General features: G+C 73.0%; 12 protein-coding genes and 1 pseudogene. 8 read left to right on the forward strand and 5 right to left on the reverse strand.

The window, feature by feature from the left end:
• Positions 1 to 28 precede the first annotated feature (28 nt).
• Both I4I81_RS21620 and I4I81_RS21625 read left to right on the forward strand, forming a co-directional pair.
• Entirely contained in the window at positions 29 to 1636 is a 1608-nt protein-coding gene (locus tag I4I81_RS21620) for an acyl--CoA ligase family protein (RefSeq protein ID WP_218603659.1), read from the forward strand.
• A gap of 74 nt (positions 1637 to 1710) precedes the next feature.
• Positions 1711 to 2877, forward strand: coding sequence for an MFS transporter (locus tag I4I81_RS21625; protein ID WP_218603660.1), 1167 nt, complete (start codon positions 1711 to 1713; stop codon positions 2875 to 2877).
• 15 nt (positions 2878 to 2892) lie between these two features.
• Here the strand turns inward: I4I81_RS21625 and I4I81_RS31810 are convergent.
• Positions 2893 to 3433: pseudogene (locus I4I81_RS31810) on the reverse strand (DUF72 domain-containing protein).
• On the opposite strand from I4I81_RS31810, the gene I4I81_RS21635 reads away from it, so the two are divergent.
• The 6 genes from I4I81_RS21635 to I4I81_RS21660 all read left to right on the forward strand — a co-directional run bounded on the left by I4I81_RS21635 (position 3420) and on the right by I4I81_RS21660 (position 11939).
• On the forward strand, positions 3420 to 4085 hold the full coding sequence (locus tag I4I81_RS21635; protein ID WP_226363498.1) for an SDR family NAD(P)-dependent oxidoreductase: 666 nt from the start codon (positions 3420 to 3422) through the stop codon (positions 4083 to 4085). The pseudogene I4I81_RS31810 and the gene I4I81_RS21635 overlap by 14 nt on opposite strands.
• Positions 4078 to 4893: a serine hydrolase domain-containing protein gene (locus I4I81_RS21640; protein WP_218603662.1), complete on the forward strand. Its 816-nt coding sequence runs from the start codon at positions 4078 to 4080 to the stop codon at positions 4891 to 4893. Before I4I81_RS21635 ends, I4I81_RS21640 begins: the two co-directional genes overlap by 8 nt.
• On the forward strand, positions 4890 to 5375 hold the full coding sequence (locus tag I4I81_RS21645) for a GNAT family N-acetyltransferase (protein WP_218603663.1): 486 nt from the start codon (positions 4890 to 4892) through the stop codon (positions 5373 to 5375). The genes I4I81_RS21640 and I4I81_RS21645 overlap by 4 nt, the downstream gene beginning before the upstream one ends.
• A 515-nt stretch (positions 5376 to 5890) precedes the next feature.
• Positions 5891 to 6151: a DUF8836 family protein gene (locus I4I81_RS21650; RefSeq protein ID WP_218616287.1), complete on the forward strand. Its 261-nt coding sequence runs from the start codon at positions 5891 to 5893 to the stop codon at positions 6149 to 6151.
• Between the two features lie 29 nt (positions 6152 to 6180).
• Entirely contained in the window at positions 6181 to 10542 is a 4362-nt protein-coding gene (gene hrpA, locus I4I81_RS21655) for an ATP-dependent RNA helicase HrpA (protein ID WP_218602809.1), read from the forward strand.
• A gap of 89 nt (positions 10543 to 10631) precedes the next feature.
• Positions 10632 to 11939, forward strand: coding sequence for a M20 family metallopeptidase (locus tag I4I81_RS21660; RefSeq protein WP_218602808.1), 1308 nt, complete (start codon positions 10632 to 10634; stop codon positions 11937 to 11939).
• Positions 11940 to 11943: 4 nt separating this feature from the next.
• Here I4I81_RS21660 and I4I81_RS21665 read toward each other — a convergent pair whose 3' ends face one another.
• The 4 genes from I4I81_RS21665 to I4I81_RS21680 form a co-directional block, all read right to left on the reverse strand.
• Complete coding sequence (locus tag I4I81_RS21665) at positions 11944 to 12930, reverse strand: zinc-dependent alcohol dehydrogenase family protein (RefSeq protein ID WP_218602807.1); 987 nt, start codon at positions 12928 to 12930, stop codon at positions 11944 to 11946.
• Between the two features lie 61 nt (positions 12931 to 12991).
• Positions 12992 to 13876: a carbohydrate ABC transporter permease gene (locus I4I81_RS21670; RefSeq protein WP_218602806.1), complete on the reverse strand. Its 885-nt coding sequence runs from the start codon at positions 13874 to 13876 to the stop codon at positions 12992 to 12994.
• Positions 13873 to 14793: a carbohydrate ABC transporter permease gene (locus tag I4I81_RS21675; RefSeq protein WP_218602805.1), complete on the reverse strand. Its 921-nt coding sequence runs from the start codon at positions 14791 to 14793 to the stop codon at positions 13873 to 13875. The genes I4I81_RS21670 and I4I81_RS21675 overlap by 4 nt, the downstream gene beginning before the upstream one ends.
• Positions 14790 to 16145, reverse strand: a complete 1356-nt coding sequence (locus I4I81_RS21680; RefSeq protein WP_218602804.1) for an ABC transporter substrate-binding protein — start codon at positions 16143 to 16145, stop codon at positions 14790 to 14792. Before I4I81_RS21680 ends, I4I81_RS21675 begins: the two co-directional genes overlap by 4 nt.
• Positions 16146 to 16262: the final 117 nt, after the last annotated feature.

A 16262-nucleotide genomic window follows, 5' to 3' on the forward strand; every position in this document is an offset into this window, starting at 1 on the left:
ACGTCCACCGTCCCGAGGAGAACCGCCGATGAGCACCGTCTGGAACACCCCGTTGACGCCACTGGCGTTCCTGCGCCGGTCCGCGGAGGTGTATCCGGACAAGACGGCCATCGTCTACGGCGGGCGCCGCTCGACCTACCGCGAGTTCGCCGCCGAGGCCACGCGGGTCGCGCACGCGCTGCGCGGGTCCGGGGTCGAGCCCGGCGACCGCGTCGCCTACCTCCTGCCCAACATCCCCGAGATGCTGGTGGCGCACTTCGCGGTGCCGCTGGCCGGGGCGGTGCTCGTCGCGATCAACACGCGGCTGTCCACCGAGGAGGTGCGCTACATCCTCGACCACTCCGGTGCGAAGGTCCTGGTCGTCGACGCCGCGCTGCACCCGACGGTCGCGCCGGTCGCGGGCGAGCTGAAGACCGTCGAGGAGATCATCACGGTGGTCGACCCGGCGAACCCGGGCGACGGCATCGGCAGCGGGGTCCGCTACGACGACCTGCTCGCCCGCGGCAACGACGAGCCGCTCCCCTGGGCCGTCGACGACGAGGACGGCACGATCTCGATCAACTACACGTCGGGCACCACGGGCAAGCCCAAGGGCGTGATGTACCACCACCGCGGCGCGTACCTGAACTCCTTCGGTGAGATCGTGCACTCCGCGCACACCCCGGACAGCGTCTATCTGTGGACGCTGCCGATGTTCCACTGCAATGGCTGGTGCACCCCGTGGGCGCTCACCGCGATCGGCGGCACCCACGTCTGCCTGCGCGAGGTGCGCGGCGACGCGATCTGGGAGCAGATCACCGCGCACGGCGTGACGCATCTCAACGGCGCGCCGACGGTCGTCACCACGATCATGCGGGCCCCCGAGGCCGTCACGCTCGACTACCAGCTGGTGATCACCACCGCCGGGGCCCCGCCGTCGCCCACCACGATCCTGCAGATGGAGGAGATGGGCTTCCGGATCGTGCACGTCTACGGGCTCACCGAGACCTACGGGCCGTACTCGGTGAACCAGTACCAGCGGGCGTGGGACTCTCTCGACCCGCAGGAGCGGGCGTCGCTGCAGGCGCGACAGGGCGTGGGGATGCTGTGCGCCGACCACCTGCGCGTGGTGGACCAGGACATGGTCGACGTGCCCACCGACGGCACCACGATGGGCGAGATCGTGATGCGCGGCAACAACGTCATGAAGGGCTACTACGAGGACGCCGCCGGCACCGAGAAGGCGTTCGCGGGCGGCTGGTTCCACTCCGGCGACCTCGGCGTCATGCACACCGACGGGTACGTCGAGCTGCGCGACCGCGCGAAGGACGTGGTGATCTCCGGCGGCGAGAACATCTCGACCGTCGAGGTGGAGCAGGCCGTCGTCTCGCACCCCGCGGTGCTGGAGGCGGCCGTGATCGGCGTGCCGGACGAGAAGTTCGGCGAGCGGCCGAAGGCGTTCGTGGTGCTCTCCGACGGCGCGAGCGCCACGCCGGAGGAGCTGATCGAGCACGTGAAGTCGAGGATCGCGCGGTACAAGGCGCCGCGCGACGTGGAGATCGTCGACGACCTGCCGAAGACCTCCACCGGCAAGGTGCAGAAGTTCGAGCTGCGGGAGAAGGAGTGGGGCGGGGAGACCAACCGCATCCGCGGGTAGCTGCACAGGCACCAGGCGTTCCAGCCGCCGAGGGCTGGAGGTAGTCGACGCGGCAATCGGTTAGCGTTGCTCAGGTGAATCGGGGCACGTGGGCCGTGGCCGGGGCCGTCAGCACCACCACGGTGTCCGTGCTGCCCGTGTTCCTCACCGGCGGGCTGGCCGTGCAGATCTCCGCCGAGCTCCGCTTCGACCCCGCCGGGCTGGGCCTGATCGTCGCCCTGTTCTTCGGCATCAGCGCGTTCGCGGCGCTCCCGTGCGGCTGGCTGGTGGAGCGGTACGGGTCGGGGACGACCAGCCGCGTCGCGGTGCTCGGGGCGGCCGCGGTGATGGGCGGGGTCGCGCTGTTCGCCCGGTCCTACCCCGCGCTGGTCGCGATCCTGCTGTGCAGCGCCTGGTGCAACGTGCTCGGCCAGCTGTCGTCGAACCTGACGCTCGCCCGCTACGTCCAGCCGGAGAAACTCGGGCTGTCCTTCGGGATCAAGCAGTCGGCGATCCCGACGGCGACGCTGCTGTCCGGGGCCGCGGTGCCCGCGGTCGCGCTGACGATCGGGTGGCGGTGGGCGTTCGCCATCGGCGCCGCGCTCGCGCTCGCGGCGCTGCTGATCACGCCGCGCGAGGACGCCGGTCGGGCCCGCACGGTCGCGACCCCCGGCGAGCGGGCCACGGCCGCGCTGTCGGTCATCGGCAGCGCCGCCGGGCTGGCCGCCGCGTCGTGCACGGCGCTGGGGATCTTCCTGGTGGCCTCGGCCGTCGACCGCGGCATCGACCCCGGCACGGCGGGGCTCACCCTGACCCTCGGCAGCGTCGTCGGGCTCGTCCTGCGGCTCGCCCACGGCTGGGCCGCCGACCACCGCAGCGGCGGCCACATCGCCGTCGTCGCGGCGTCACTGGTGCTCGGGGCAGGCGGGCTCGCACTGCTGGCCGTGCCCGGCACGCCCGCGCTCGTCGTCGGCACGGTGCTGGGGTTCGGGCTCGGCTGGGCGTGGCCGGGGCTGCTGCAGTTCGCGGTGGTCCGGCTCAACCCCTCGGCCCCCGCGGCGGCGACGTCGATCATCCAGGTCGGGGTGTACGGCGGAGGGTTCCTCGGCCCGGTCGGCTTCGGCTTCCTGGCCACCCACTTCTCGTTCCCCATCGCGTGGCTGGTCGGGGCGGCGACGATGGTGGTCGCGGCGGTGCTGATGGTCCTCGGGCGGCGGATGCTGGTGGCGCACCGCGTGGCGCGCGAGGCGACCCCGGCCTGAGGCCGCCGCGCCCGGTCACGGCGCCAGCCGCTGAGCCAACGCGATCGCGTCGTGGGGGGCGTGCACCTTCCCGTCGTTGTCGAAGTACACGACCACGTCGAGCCCCGCGTCGCGCCACGCCGACACGCGGGTGGCCCAGGCGTCAAGGGCGTCGGGGGTGTACCCGCCCGCGTACAGCTCGTCCCGGCCGTGCAGCCGGACGTAGACGGAATCCGCCGTGACCTCATCGGAACACCGGCCACGTGCCCGCCGAGTCGGCGACGACCAGCGCCACCCCGTGCTCGCGCAGCAGCGCGCGGAACACCGGATCGCGGAAGCTCTCGTGCCGGGCCTCGACGGCGTGCCGCAGCCGCCGGTCGGTGTCGGTCGCGAGGTGTGCACGTCCCTCGACCCGCGCTGCCGACCCGCCGCGACAGGTGCTCCAGCCCGCGGCGCTGCGGCAGCCCCTCCGGGTGGAAGCAGCGGCGCCACGGCGGGTACCGCCATCCCGAGGTCCCGACCCGTGCCCACGCCGTGGCGGGTGAGCATGCAGGATGGCGCCCGTGGATGCAGTCATCGTGACAGGCGCCGCGGGCGCGCTCGGGCACGCGGTCGTCGCCGAGTTCCGCTCGCTCGGCCGCGAGGTGGTGGCGCTGGACCGGCCCGGGGAACGGCTCGACACGCTCGGGCGGCAGGAGGGTGTGCACGCCGTCGCCGCCGACCTGTCGTCCCGCGCCGCGGTGCAGGACGCGTTCACGCGGATCACCGTCGGTTGCGACGCACTCGTCGGCCTCGCGGGCGGGTTCACCCCCGGCGCACTCGCCGATGTCGACGAGGAGACACTCGACTCCCTGTGGCGCTCCAACTTCGGCTCCGCCCTGTGGACCGCGCAGGCCGCGGTCCCGTTGTTCCGCAGCGGCGGGGCGATCGTCACCGTCGGGTCGAAGACGGCCGTCGGCGGACCCGCGCCGGTAGCGCACGCCACGAGCAAGGCCGCCGTCGTCCGCCTGACGCAGTTGCTCGCCGAGGAGCTGCGCCCGCAGCGGATCCGGGTCAACGCCGTGCTCCCGTCGGTGATCGACACCCCGGCGAACCGCTCCTGGATGTCCGACGACCTCACAGCTCGCGCGGTCTCCCCCGCCGCGATCGCGAAGGTCATCACGTTCCTCTGCGGCCCCGACGCCGCCCCGATCAGCGGCGCCGCGATTCCGGTGTACGGCGATGCCTGACCTGCAGGCGGCCCTCGACGTGGCCCTCGGCTGGCCCGTCGACCACGCCGCCGTCGCCGTCGTCCGCGCCGACGGCACGGTCCTCGCCACCGCGGGTGACCAGGACCGGGAGTTCCGCCTGGCGTCGGTCACGAAGCTGCTCACGGCCTACGCCGTGCTGATCGCGGTGGAGGAGGGCGCGGTGGACTGGGACCAGCCGGCCGGGCCCGAGGGTTCCACCGTCCGCCACCTCGTCGCGCACACGTCGGGGCTGTCGTTCTCCGACGGGGTGGTGCAGGCCGCGCCCGGCACCCGACGGATCTACTCCAACTCCGGTTTCGAGGTGCTCGGCTCCACCGTCGCCGAGGCCGCCGGGATGCCCTTCGCCGAGTACCTGCACCTCGGCGTGTGCGAGCCGCTGGGCCTGTCGTCGACCCGGCTGGACGGCTCCCCCGCAGCCGACGGCGTCTCCACGGCGGCCGACCTCTCCCGCTTCGCCGCCGAACTGCAGGCCCCGACGCTGACCCACACCTTCGACGAGGCCGCCACCGTCGCGTTCCCCGGCCTCGACGGCATCCTCCCCGGCTACGGCAGGCAGAAGCCCAACGACTGGGGGCTCGGCTTCGAGATCCGCGACGGGAAGTCGCCGCACTGGACCGGCGCGGGCAGCTCGCCGCGGACGTTCGGCCACTTCGGGCAGTCCGGCACGTTCCTGTGGGTCGACCCGCACGCCGGCGTCGCGTGCGTGGCGCTCACCGACCGGGACTTCGCGCAGTGGTCGGTCGCGGCCTGGCCCCCGTTCACCGACGGGGTCCTGGCCGCGCTGTGATCGGCCTCGACGCGTGCTCGGCCGGGGACCTCGACGACTTCCTGGCCCTCGCCCTCGACGCCCGCGTGACCGCGCGGATCGGCGACGGGACGCCGTGGGGCCGGGAGACGGCTGTCGCCCGGTTCCGGCACGGGCTGGCGTCGTGCGAGCGCGGGGAGGGTCTGTGGTTCCTGGCCCGCGACGGCGGCGAGGTCGTCGGGCTCGTGCTCGGCGAGCTCGACCACCTCGCCGAGATCGAGGTCGGCGTCTGGCTCGCACCGGATCACTGGGGCCAGGGCCACGGCCGGGCACTGCTCGGCCTGCTACTGCCTATGGTGCGCCTGCGGTTGCCCGGCGTCGTGCCGACGGCGTACGCGAACGTCGACCACGCCGCGTCCGCCGCGATGCTGCGCGCCGCGGGCTTCGCCGACGACGGAACGCTGATCGGCCGCTACGGCACCGAGGTGACCCGCTTCGTCGCGCGGACCGCAGAACCCGAGTAGGCGTCGACCGCCCACCCACGGGCGGACCGTCGCGACGAACCAGAACAGCGCGACCCAGAGGATCGCGGGGATCGAGGTGGCGCCGCCTCCGCCGTCGCCCTCGTCGACGTGCACGACGGTCGACCCCGCGGAGACGGGCCCGATCAGGTCACTGACCATGACGGGGGATTCGGGCCCGGACCTGCGGTGTTACGGCTGTCACCCCGGGAATGAGCCCCGGGCGCACCCGGTTGTACGGGCGGTCCGAGCGAGTGGGACACCAGCTTCCTTCCCGGGAATCTTCCTGGACCCGGGAGGGTTGAGGAGAGAGTCCGAGCCGGGCGACCTGTGTCCCCGGGTCTCACCGAATTGCCGCCCCACGGGGTGCGCCACGCGCCGAGAGGCGACCAGCGCCCGGTTCGGACACCTTCTTCCACCCCCACCAGCCCGCCGTGCCCGCGATCGCGGAGAGCACGGCTGCCCGGGCGGCGCCGTCCCCCCACGGTGCCGCCCCCACCACCTCTCCAGGAGGACCCATGAAGGGCGACCGCGTCGAGATCGTCATCGACGCCGGATCCGGCACCACCCGCACGTACGAGATCGCGGCCACCCGCGCCGGGCGCCGGGTCGGCATCACCCACGGGCGCGGCGTCGTCGAGGTCACCGAGTCCACGCGCGGCGGTTCCGCCGTGCGCACCGCGCGGTTCCTGGCCAACCGGGTCCTCGCGCTGGTCGAGCACCCCGCCGCCGACGCCCCGGCCGCCGACGAGATCACACCGGCCCTGCGGTCGGCCTGACCGTCCCGCCCAGGCACACTGGTTCCACGATGTCCTCCTCGCCCTCCCGAGCCACCGACGCGCGCCCCGAGGCGGCCGTCCCGCCCGGTCCCGACGTGCGGCACAGCCACGATGCCGCCGTCTCGCGGCGGGACAGTGGCTCCGCTGCCACCGGCGACGGGCCCGCTGCCGGTGACCGCGCCGCTGCCGGCGACGGGTCACCCGAGCGACCCCGTCGTCCGCGGCGCCGACGGCCGCGCGGCCGGTCCGCCCACCCCGGCGCAGCGCAGCCCGGTGGGGCCACGGCTCCGGACGCCGGCGAGACGGTCGCGGACCGCCCCGAGCGGGGCGGAACGGGTGGCGGCGCACCCGCCGAGAGCACCCGGCGTCCCCGGACCGACGGCCAGACCCCCGCCCGCACGCGGCGACCCCGGGCGGAGGGGCAGCCCACCCGCGAACGGCGTTCCCGGGCCGACGCCGGCGCGGCGAACCTCACGACCGGTCCCCTGCCCGCGGACGTCCCGGAGTTCTCCGACGCCGACATCGCCGCCGTCGGGCAGCGGCTCCCGGACCTCACCCTGCGCGACGAGCACCGCCTCGCCCGCCGCCTCGACACCGCGCTCCGCACCCGTGACCCGTTCGCCCGCAACCGCGCGATGGCCGGGATCGCCGCCGGCGTCGACGAGGGCGAGCGGCGCGTCGCCGCCCGTCGCGCGGCCGTCCCGACGGTCACCTACCCCGAGACGCTGCCGGTCAGCGCACGCCGCGAGGACATTGCCGCCGCGATCCGCGACAACCAGGTCGTCATCGTCGCGGGCGAGACCGGGTCCGGGAAGACCACGCAGATCCCGAAGATCTGCCTGGAGCTCGGCCGCGGCGTCCGCGGGCTGATCGGGCACACGCAGCCACGCCGCCTCGCCGCGCGCACGGTGGCCGCCCGGATCGCCGAGGAGCTCGGGTCCGAGATCGGGGACGCGGTCGGCTGGAAGGTGCGCTTCACCGACCAGGTCGGCGACAGCACGCTGGTCAAGCTCATGACCGACGGCATCCTGCTCGCCGAGCTCACGGGCGACCGGATGCTGCGCCAGTACGACACCCTGATCATCGACGAGGCCCACGAGCGCAGCCTCAACATCGACTTCATCCTCGGCTACCTCGCACAGCTGCTCCCCCGGCGCCCCGACCTCAAGGTCATCATCACCTCCGCCACGATCGACCCCGAGCGGTTCGCCCAGCACTACGGCGGGGCGCCGATCGTCGAGGTCTCCGGGCGCTCGTTCCCCGTCGAGATGCGCTACCGGCCCGTCGTCGACCCGGACGACCCCGACGCCGACCCGGACCGCGACCAGCTCGCCGCCATCGCCGACGCCGTCACCGAGCTGCGCCGCGAGGGGCCCGGCGACATCCTCGTGTTCCTGCCCGGCGAGCGCGAGATCCGCGACACCGCCGACGGTCTCGCGAAGCGCCAGTTCCCGGGCATCGAGATCCTCCCCCTCTACGCGCGGCAGACCACCGCCGAGCAGCAGAAGGTGTTCGCGCCGAAGCAGGGGTCGCTGGGCCGGCGGGTCGTGCTCGCCACGAACGTCGCCGAGACATCGCTGACCGTCCCCGGCATCCGCTACGTCATCGACCCCGGCCTCGCGCGCATCTCCCGCTACTCGCGGCGGCTCAAGGTGCAGCGGCTGCCGATCGAGAAGGTCAGCCAGGCCAGCGCCAACCAGCGCGCGGGCCGCTGCGGGCGCGTCGCCGACGGCATCTGCATCCGGCTCTACGCCGAGGACGACTTCGACGCCCGCCCGCAGTTCACCGACCCGGAGATCCTGCGCACCAACCTCGCGTCGGTGGTGCTGCAGATGATCTCGCTGGAGCTCGGCGAGATCACCGAGTTCCCGTTCGTCGACCCGCCCGACCGCCGCAGCGTCGACGACGGGCTCGCGCTGCTGCACGAGCTGGGCGCGCTCGACGGGAAGCAGCAGCTCACCGCCGTCGGACGCGCGCTGGCCAGCCTGCCCGTCGACCCGCGCCTGGGCCGCATGCTCGTGGAGGCCGACCGCAACGGCTGCCTGCGCGAGGTGCTCGTCATCGCCGCGGCGCTGTCGGTGCAGGACCCGCGCGAGCGGCCCACCGAGCAGCGCCAGGCCGCCGACGAGAAGCACGCCCGCTTCGCCGAGGACGGCAGCGACTTCCTCGCCTTCCGCAACCTCTGGGCCTACGTCGCCGAACAGCGCCAGGAGCTGTCCGGCAGCCGATACCGGAGGACGCTGCGCGAGGAGTTCCTGCACTACCTGCGCATCCGCGAGTGGCAGGACCTGCACGCGCAGCTCCGCTCCGCCGCGCGCAACGCGGGCATGACCCCGAACGACGCCGACGCCTCCCCCGACGCGATCCACACCTCGGTGCTCGCCGGGCTGCTGTCCCAGATCGGGCTGCGCGAGGCGGAGACGAAGGAGTACCTCGGCGCGCGCGGGGCCAAGTTCATGATCTTCCCCGGTTCGTCGCTGGCGAAGAAGGGGCCGCGCTGGGTGATGGCCGCCGAGCTGGTCGAGACCTCCCGGCTGTTCGCGCGCACCGTCGCCCGGATCAAGCCGGAGTGGGTCGAGCCGCTGGCCGGGCACCTGGTCAAGCGGACGTACTCGGAGCCGCACTGGTCGCGCAAGCGCGCGGCGGCCGTCGCGGTCGAGCGGGTGACGCTGTACGGGGTGCCGATCGTGGTCGACCGCACCGTCGACTTCGGGCGCATCGACGCCGAGATCTCCCGCGAGCTGTTCATCCGGCACGCGCTCGTCGAGGGCGACTGGGACACCCGGCACCGCTTCTTCCACGCCAACCGCGAACTGCTCGACAGCGCCGAGGAGCTGGAGAACCGCGCGCGCCGCCGCGACCTGGTCGTCGACGAGGAGACGCTCGTCGCGTTCTACGAGGAGCGCATCCCCGCCGACGTGGTGTCCGGACGGCACTTCGACTCCTGGTACCGCCGGGCGAAGCCCGCACTGGAGCTCACCGAAGAGATGGTGCGCACCGCGCAGGCCGCCGAGGTCGACGCCGCCGCGTACCCCGACCACGTCGAGGCGGGCGGATTGACGCTCCCGCTGTCCTACGCGTTCGAGCCCGGGAAGCGCGACGACGGCGTCACCGTCGACGTGCCCGTGGCGGCGCTGCACCAGATCGACCCCACCCCGTTCACCTGGCAGGTGCCGGGGCTGCGCGAGGACCTGGTCACCGCGCTGATCAAGACGCTGCCGAAGAACCTGCGCCGCAACTTCGCGCCCGCCCCCGACCACGCCCGCGCGGTGCTGGCCCGGCTGCAGGCGGGTGACGAGCCGCTGCTCGACGGGCTGGAGCGCGAGCTGGGCCGGATGAAGAACGTACGCATCCCGCGGGAGGCGTGGGAGCTCGACCGGCTGCCGGAGCACCTGACCGTCACGTTCAGGGTGGTCGACGAGCGGGGTCGCGAGGTCACGCGCGGCACCGACCTGGAGGCGATGCGCCGCGAGCTGGCGCCGAAGGTCCGGGCCGAGCTGGCCGCCGCGGGCGTCGACCTGGAGCGCACCGGGCTCACCACCTGGACCATCGGCACGCTGCCCCGCGAGCACGCGATCCGGCGCGGGCGGCACACCGTCACCGGGTTCCCGGGCCTGGTCGACCGGGGCGCCGCCGTCGACGTGCGGGTGTTCCCGACCGCCGCCGAGCGCGACCCCGCGCACCACCGCGGGGCCCGGCGCCTGCTGCTGCTCGACACCCCGTCGCCGGCCAAGCAGGTGCAGCGCGGGCTCGACAACTCGGCGAAGCTCGCGCTCTCGCGCAACCCGCACGGCTCCGTCGCCGCCCTGCTGGAGGACTGCACGGTCTGCGCGGCCGACGCCCTGATCGCCGCCGTCGGCGGGCCGCCCTGGGACGAGCGCTCGTACCTGCGGCTGCAGAGGCTGTTCCGCGAGAAGCTCGTGCCCACGACCCTGCAGGTGCTGCACGCCGTGCGCGCGGTCCTCGACGTGCGCCTGCGGGTCCAGTCCCTGCTGGCCTCGACGAACCGTACGGCGGGCGTCCAGGCCGGGCTGGCCGACATCGAGGCCCAGCTCGCCGCCCTCGTCGGACCCGGTTTCGCGACGACCGCGGGCGCGTCCCGCCTCGGCGACGTCGCGCGCTACCTCGAGGCGATCGAGCGGCGGATCGAGAAGCTGCGCGTCGACCCGGTCCGCGACGACGGGTGGACCGCCCAGGTCCGCATCGCCGCCGACGAGTACGCCGCCGAGCTCGCCACCCTGCCCCCGGGCGTCGAACCGGGGCCGGAGCTGCGCGAGATCCGCTGGATGATCGAGGAGCTGCGGGTGGGCCTCTACGCCCACCCGATGCGCACCCGCTACCCGGTCTCGATCAAGCGCATCCAGAAGGCGATCGACGACCTGCCCCGCTGACCCGTCACGAGATCCACATGAGCGGGGTCGTCGACCGACGGAACCCCGCTGAGGTGGATCTCGTGCGCCAAGACGCCTAGCGTCGCGGCGTGACCGAACCGCTCCGCCCCGACGACGGCTACCTCCGCTCCCTCGACGCCGCCACCGCCCGGGCCGCGGAGTCGGCGGAGCCGCTGACGTCCCCCCACGCCGGGGCGTCCGACGCGGTGCGCAGGCGGGTCACCGAGGCCGTCGCCGGATGCGGCGACCAGCTCGTCAGGCTGAGCCGCGACCTGCACGCCCATCCCGAGGTCGGGTTCGACGAGCACCGGTCCGTGCAGGCGGTGGCCGACCTGCTGGCCTCGCACGGGCACGAGGCCCGGATCGGGGCGGGCGGCCTCGACACCGCCTTCGTCGCACGCGTCGGGACCGACGGCCCGCACGTCGCGGTCCTCGCCGAGTACGACGCCCTGCCCGGCGTCGGCCACGCCTGCGGCCACAACATCATCTGCTCGACGGCGGTGGGCGGGTTCCTCGCCGCGGCGAAGGTCGTCGGGGAGACGGGCGGGCGGCTGTCACTGATCGGCACGCCCGCCGAGGAGGGCGGCGGCGGCAAGGAGACGCTCGCGCGGGCCGGGGTCTTCGACGACGTCGACGCCGTGGTGATGCTGCACCCGTTCTCCCACGACGTGGCGATGCACCCGTTCCTGGGTCGCCGGCAGCTGGAGATGGTGTTCCACGGGGTCGCCGCGCACGCCGCCGCGCAGCCGTTCATGGGCCGCAACGCCCTCGACGCCGCCGTCGCCGCGTACCAGGGCGTCGCCGCGCTGCGCCAGCACCTGCCCGGTACCGACCGCGCGCACGGCGTCTTCACCGACGGCGGCGCCCGCCCCAACGTCGTGCCCGAGCGCGCGGCGCTGATGTTCTACCTCCGCTCGGCCGCCCCGGAGACCCTGCGCGACCTCGCCGAGCGCGTCTCCGCCGTCGCGCACGGGGCCGCGGCGATGCACGGCTGCGGCGTCGAGCTGCTCTGGGACGCCCAGCCCGCGTACCTGCCGATCCGCTTCAACCACGCGCTCTCCGCGCGCTGGGCCGTCAACCAGGAACCGGCGGGGCGCACGCCGCTGCCGCCCGGCGTCGTCCCGGAGTTCCTGACCGGGTCCACCGACCTGGGCAACCTCAGCTTCCGGATGCCCGCGATCCACCCGATGCTCGCCGTGGCCGACGCGGCCCTGCACACCGCCGAGTTCGCGACGGCCGCCGGCAGCCCGGCTGGCGACCGGGCCGTCCGTGACGGGGCGCTCGGGCTCGCCCTCACCGCGGCCGACTACCTCGCCGACGCCGACCTGCGCGACGCCGTGCACGCCGAGTTCGCCGAGCTGGGTGGCCCGCTGGACGTGCCGGGCTACTTCGCCTGACGCGTCACGGGCACACCTGGATCTTGCGCCCGACCCCCGCGCGGAACTGCTCCAGCGCCGCCGGGTACTCCTCCAGCGGCTTCCGGTCGCTGATCATGATCTCCGGCCGCAGCACGCCGTCGGCGAACAGCTCCGCCGCCCGTTCGAAGCTGTGCAGCACCGCCATCGACCCGACGATCCGGATCTCCTGGTTGTAGACGCGGAACGGGGAGAAGCGCGCGACGGCGTCCTCGTTCGCGACCCCGAACTGCTGGAACGTGCCCCCGCGGATCACCCGGCCCAGCCCGTCCTCGATGGCGGCGACGACGCCGGTGCAGTCGATGACGTTGTCCCACCCGCGCTGCTGCTCCAGCTCGTCGGCGCTGGTCACGGCGTGGGTGCAGCCGAGCTCCTTCGCCGTCTCCAGCCGCGCGGGGTTGAGATCGACCATGCTGACGCCGGCGGCACCGGCCCGCTTGGCCAGCTCCATCATCATCAGGCCCATCGTGCCCGCGCCGTAGATCAGGTAGTGGTCGCCCAACGCCGGGGCGAGGACGTCGAAGCCGCGGACCGCGCACGACAGCGGTTCGATCAGTGCCGCGTCGGCCGGGCTCACGCCGGGTGGCAGCACCACGCAGTTGGCGACGGGCGCGACCGCGTACTCGGCCGCCCCGCCCGTCGTCGAGACGCCGATCGCGGCCCAGCGCTCGCACAGGTTGCCGCGGCCGCGGCGGCAGAAGTAGCACTCGCCGCAGTGCAGCGACGGATCGACGGCGACCTGGTCGCCCACCCGCAGTTCGGTCACGGAGGAACCGACGCCGACGACCTCGCCCGCGAACTCGTGCCCCGGCGTGACCGGGAGCGTCGGGGCGAACTCCCCGTCGGCGATGTGCAGGTCGGTGCCGCAGATCCCGCACCCGGCGACCGCGACGACGACCTCCCGCGGCCCCGGCGTCGGGTCCGGCACCGTCTCCACGGTCACCTTGTCGGCCGAGATCACTGCAGCCCTCATCGGTCCCTCCGGGACTCGTGCGCGGAAAGGGTGGTCCCGGCGAGGATCTCCGCGCACGAGGTCATTTGATCGCTCCCAACGACAGTCCCTGCACCAGCTTGTCCTGCGCCGCGAACCCGGCGATGAGCACCGGCAGCGACACCACCACGGCCGCCGCGCACACCTTCGCCAGGAACAGGCCCTGGCTGGTGACGAAGCTCGTGAGGAACACCGGCGCCGTCTGCGCCACCGTCGCCGTCAGGACGCGGGCGAACAGCAGCTCGTTCCAGCTGAAGATGAAGCAGATCAACGACGTCGCCGCGATCCCCGGCAGCACGATCGGCATGACGATCACCCGCAGCGTCCGCGTCAGCGACGCCCCGTCGACCGACGCGGCCTCCAGGATCTCCACCGGCACCTCGGCGAGGAACGACCGCATCATCCACACCGCGATCGGCAGGTTCATCGAGGTGTAGAGCACGATCAGCAGCCAGATGTTGTCGAGCATCCCGATGCCCTGCGCGATCAGGTACACCGGCAGCAGGCCCGCGACGACCGGCAGCATCTTCGTCGACAGGAAGAAGAACATCACGTCGGTCCACTTGCGGACCGGCCGGATCGACAGCGCGTACGCGGCGGGGATCGCGAGCAGCAGCACCAGCACCGTCGACACGACGCTCGCGGTCATCGAGTTGAGCAGTGGCGGCCACGGGCTCGCCCCCGTCGACGCCCCGAAGAAGTTGGCGTAGCCGTCGAGGGTGAGCGGCGCGAACACCGACGGCGGGTTCGTCGCCGCGTCGTTCTCGCTGTGGAAGGACGTGAGCACCATCCACACGACCGGCAGCACGAACAGGATGCCGATCAGCCAGGCGAGCACCCCCAGGAACGTGCCCGAGCGCCTGCGCCGGGGCGGGGCGACCGCCGCCTCGGACGGGGTGAGCGTCCTCCGTTCCACGGTCGCGGTCATCGGGAACCCTCCTCGCGGAACAGGGACGACACGGTGCGCAGGGCCAGCGTGGCGATCAGGATCGTGCCGATCACCACGACGACGCCCGCCGCGGACGCCCGGCCGTAGTCCTGGGCGTTGTAGAAGGTCTGGTAGATCGTGTACGGCAGGTTGGCGGTGCCGAGGCCGCCGGAGGTGATCGTGAAGACGGCGTCGAAGTTCTGGACGATGTAGATCGACCCGAGCAGCCCGCCGAGCTCGAGGTACTGACGCAGGTGCGGGAAGGTCATGTGCCGGAAGACCTGGAACGGCGAGCAGCCGTCGATCTGGGCGGCCTCGATGACGTCGAGCGGCTTGCTCTGCAGCCCGGCCAGGATGATCAGCATCATGAACGGCGTCCACTGCCAGACCAGCGCGGCGACGACGGACGTCAGCGGCATCGTGGACACCCAGTCCGGCTGCGGGGCGCCGGCCCCGAAGATGCCGGTGAGCAGCCCGTTGAACAGGCCGTACTCGGGGTTGTAGAGCGCGTGCTTCCAGACGAGCGCGGCCGCCACCGGCACCACCAGGAACGGCGTGATCATCATGGTGCGGACGAACCCGCGGCCGAGGAACGCGCGGTCGAGCAGCAGCGCGATGAGCATCCCGAGCAGCAGGCTGATCAGGACCACCGAGACCGTCAGCACGATCGTCGTGACGATGGCCTCGCGCGTGGTGACGTCGGTGAGGACGCGGGCGAAGTTGTCGAAGCCCGCGAACCCGCGCTCGTCGGGGTAGTAGGCGTTCCAGTTCATGAACGAGATCACCAGGGTGCCGACGAACGGCAGCTGCGTCACGATGATCAGGAAGACCAGTGCGGGCAGCAGCGGCGCGCGCCGGGCCCAGTCCCCGCTGCGGCGCAGGGCCGGCTGCGCCTTCTTCTCCTGCGTCGTCGTCATGACCCCTCCTCCCGGGACCGGTACCGCTCCGCCACGTCGTCGGCGAGCTGTTGGCCGCGTTCCAGCGCGTCCGGCACGCTCACCTGCCCCGCGATCGCCGAGCTGATCTGCTGCGACACCTGCGTCCCCAGGTCCGGGAACTCCGGGATGCCGACGAACTGGATGCCGATCGCGGGCCGCGGCTGGACGCCGGGGTCGAGCGGGTCGGCCGACTCGATCGCCGCGCGCGTCTGCTCGGCGAACGCCCCGGCCTCGGCGAGGTACTCCGGGATCTCGTAGGTCGAGGCCCGCTTGCCCGCGGGCACCGACGACCAGCCGACCTGCTCGCCGACGAGCCGCTCGTAGTCCTTGCCCGAGGCCCAGGAGACGAACTGCCAGGCCGCGTCCTTGCGCTCGCTGGCCGACTGGATGCCCCACGACCAGGCGTAGAGCCAGCCGGCGGAGTCGGTCTCGACGACCGGGGCGGGGGCGTAGCCGATCAGGCCGCGGACGGGCGAACCCTCGGCCTCCAGCGACCCCGCCGCCGACGTGGCGTCGTACCACATCGCGACGTTGCCCTGGATGAGGTTGTTGAGGCACTCGGTGAACCCGGCCTGCGGGGCACCGGTCTCACCGTGCTCGCGGACGAGGTCGACGTAGAACTGCACGGCCTCGGTGAACTCCGGGCTGTCGACGTGCGCCTGCCAGTCCTCGGTGAACCAGGTGCCGCCGAAGGTGTTGACGACGGTGGTGAGCGGCGCGAACACCTGCCCCCAGCCGGGCTGCCCGCGCAGGCAGATGCCCGCCATGCCGGGCTGGACCCCGTCGACGCGGGCCGCGATGTCGGCGACCTCGGGCCACGTCGGGTTGGCCGGCATGGCGATCCCTGCCTGCTCCAGCACGTCGCGGCGGTACATGAGGAACGAGGACTCGCCGTAGAAGGGCTGGCCGTAGACCTGACCGTCGTCGCCGGTCAGCGAGGTGACCATCGGGGCGAGGATGTCGTCCTGGTCGAAGCCCGGGTCGTTCGCGATGAACTCGTCCATCGGCGCGATCCAGCCGCTGCGGGCGTAGATCGGGACCTCGAAGTTGCTCAGCGTGGCCACGTCGTACTGCCCGGCCTGGCTGGAGAACTCCTGGCTGATCTTGTCGCGGACGTCGTTCTCCGGGAGCACCGTGAAGTTGACGGTGATGCCGGTCTCGCGGGTGAAGTTCTCCGCCGTCAACCTCTGCAGGTCGACCATCTGCGGGTTGTTGACCATCAGCACGTTGATGCTGTCGGGCCCGCCCCCGCCGACCGACCCGCCCCATCCTGCGCACGAACTCGTCGCCAGCACGGCAAGAGCGAGCAGTACCGCTCGAACACGCCTCATTGCGCCCTCCCCGAACCGCTCAGATGAGCGAGACCCTGATCACACGATCAGAATGTGGCAGTGCTCACTTCCCGTCAATGGCGCGTGCGAGAATGGGCGCTATACCGCTCAAACGAG

It is taken from the genome of Pseudonocardia abyssalis, from assembly GCF_019263705.2.
In the GTDB taxonomy this organism is placed as follows: domain Bacteria; phylum Actinomycetota; class Actinomycetes; order Mycobacteriales; family Pseudonocardiaceae; genus Pseudonocardia; species Pseudonocardia abyssalis.

What these genes read in the sequence shown, in the direction of transcription:
- I4I81_RS21670 (WP_218602806.1), bottom strand. Translation starts at nt 13,876, where the DNA reads ATGACCGCGACCGTGGAACGGAGGACGCTCACCCCGTCCGAGGCGGCG.
- I4I81_RS21620 (WP_218603659.1), top strand. Translation starts at nt 29, where the DNA reads ATGAGCACCGTCTGGAACACCCCGTTGACGCCACTGGCGTTCCTGCGC.
- I4I81_RS21665 (WP_218602807.1), bottom strand. Translation starts at nt 12,930, where the DNA reads ATGAGGGCTGCAGTGATCTCGGCCGACAAGGTGACCGTGGAGACGGTG.
- I4I81_RS21680 (WP_218602804.1), bottom strand. Translation starts at nt 16,145, where the DNA reads ATGAGGCGTGTTCGAGCGGTACTGCTCGCTCTTGCCGTGCTGGCGACG.
- hrpA (WP_218602809.1), top strand. Translation starts at nt 6,181, where the DNA reads ATGTCCTCCTCGCCCTCCCGAGCCACCGACGCGCGCCCCGAGGCGGCC.
- I4I81_RS21650 (WP_218616287.1), top strand. Translation starts at nt 5,891, where the DNA reads ATGAAGGGCGACCGCGTCGAGATCGTCATCGACGCCGGATCCGGCACC.
- I4I81_RS21675 (WP_218602805.1), bottom strand. Translation starts at nt 14,793, where the DNA reads ATGACGACGACGCAGGAGAAGAAGGCGCAGCCGGCCCTGCGCCGCAGC.
- I4I81_RS21640 (WP_218603662.1), top strand. Translation starts at nt 4,078, where the DNA reads ATGCCTGACCTGCAGGCGGCCCTCGACGTGGCCCTCGGCTGGCCCGTC.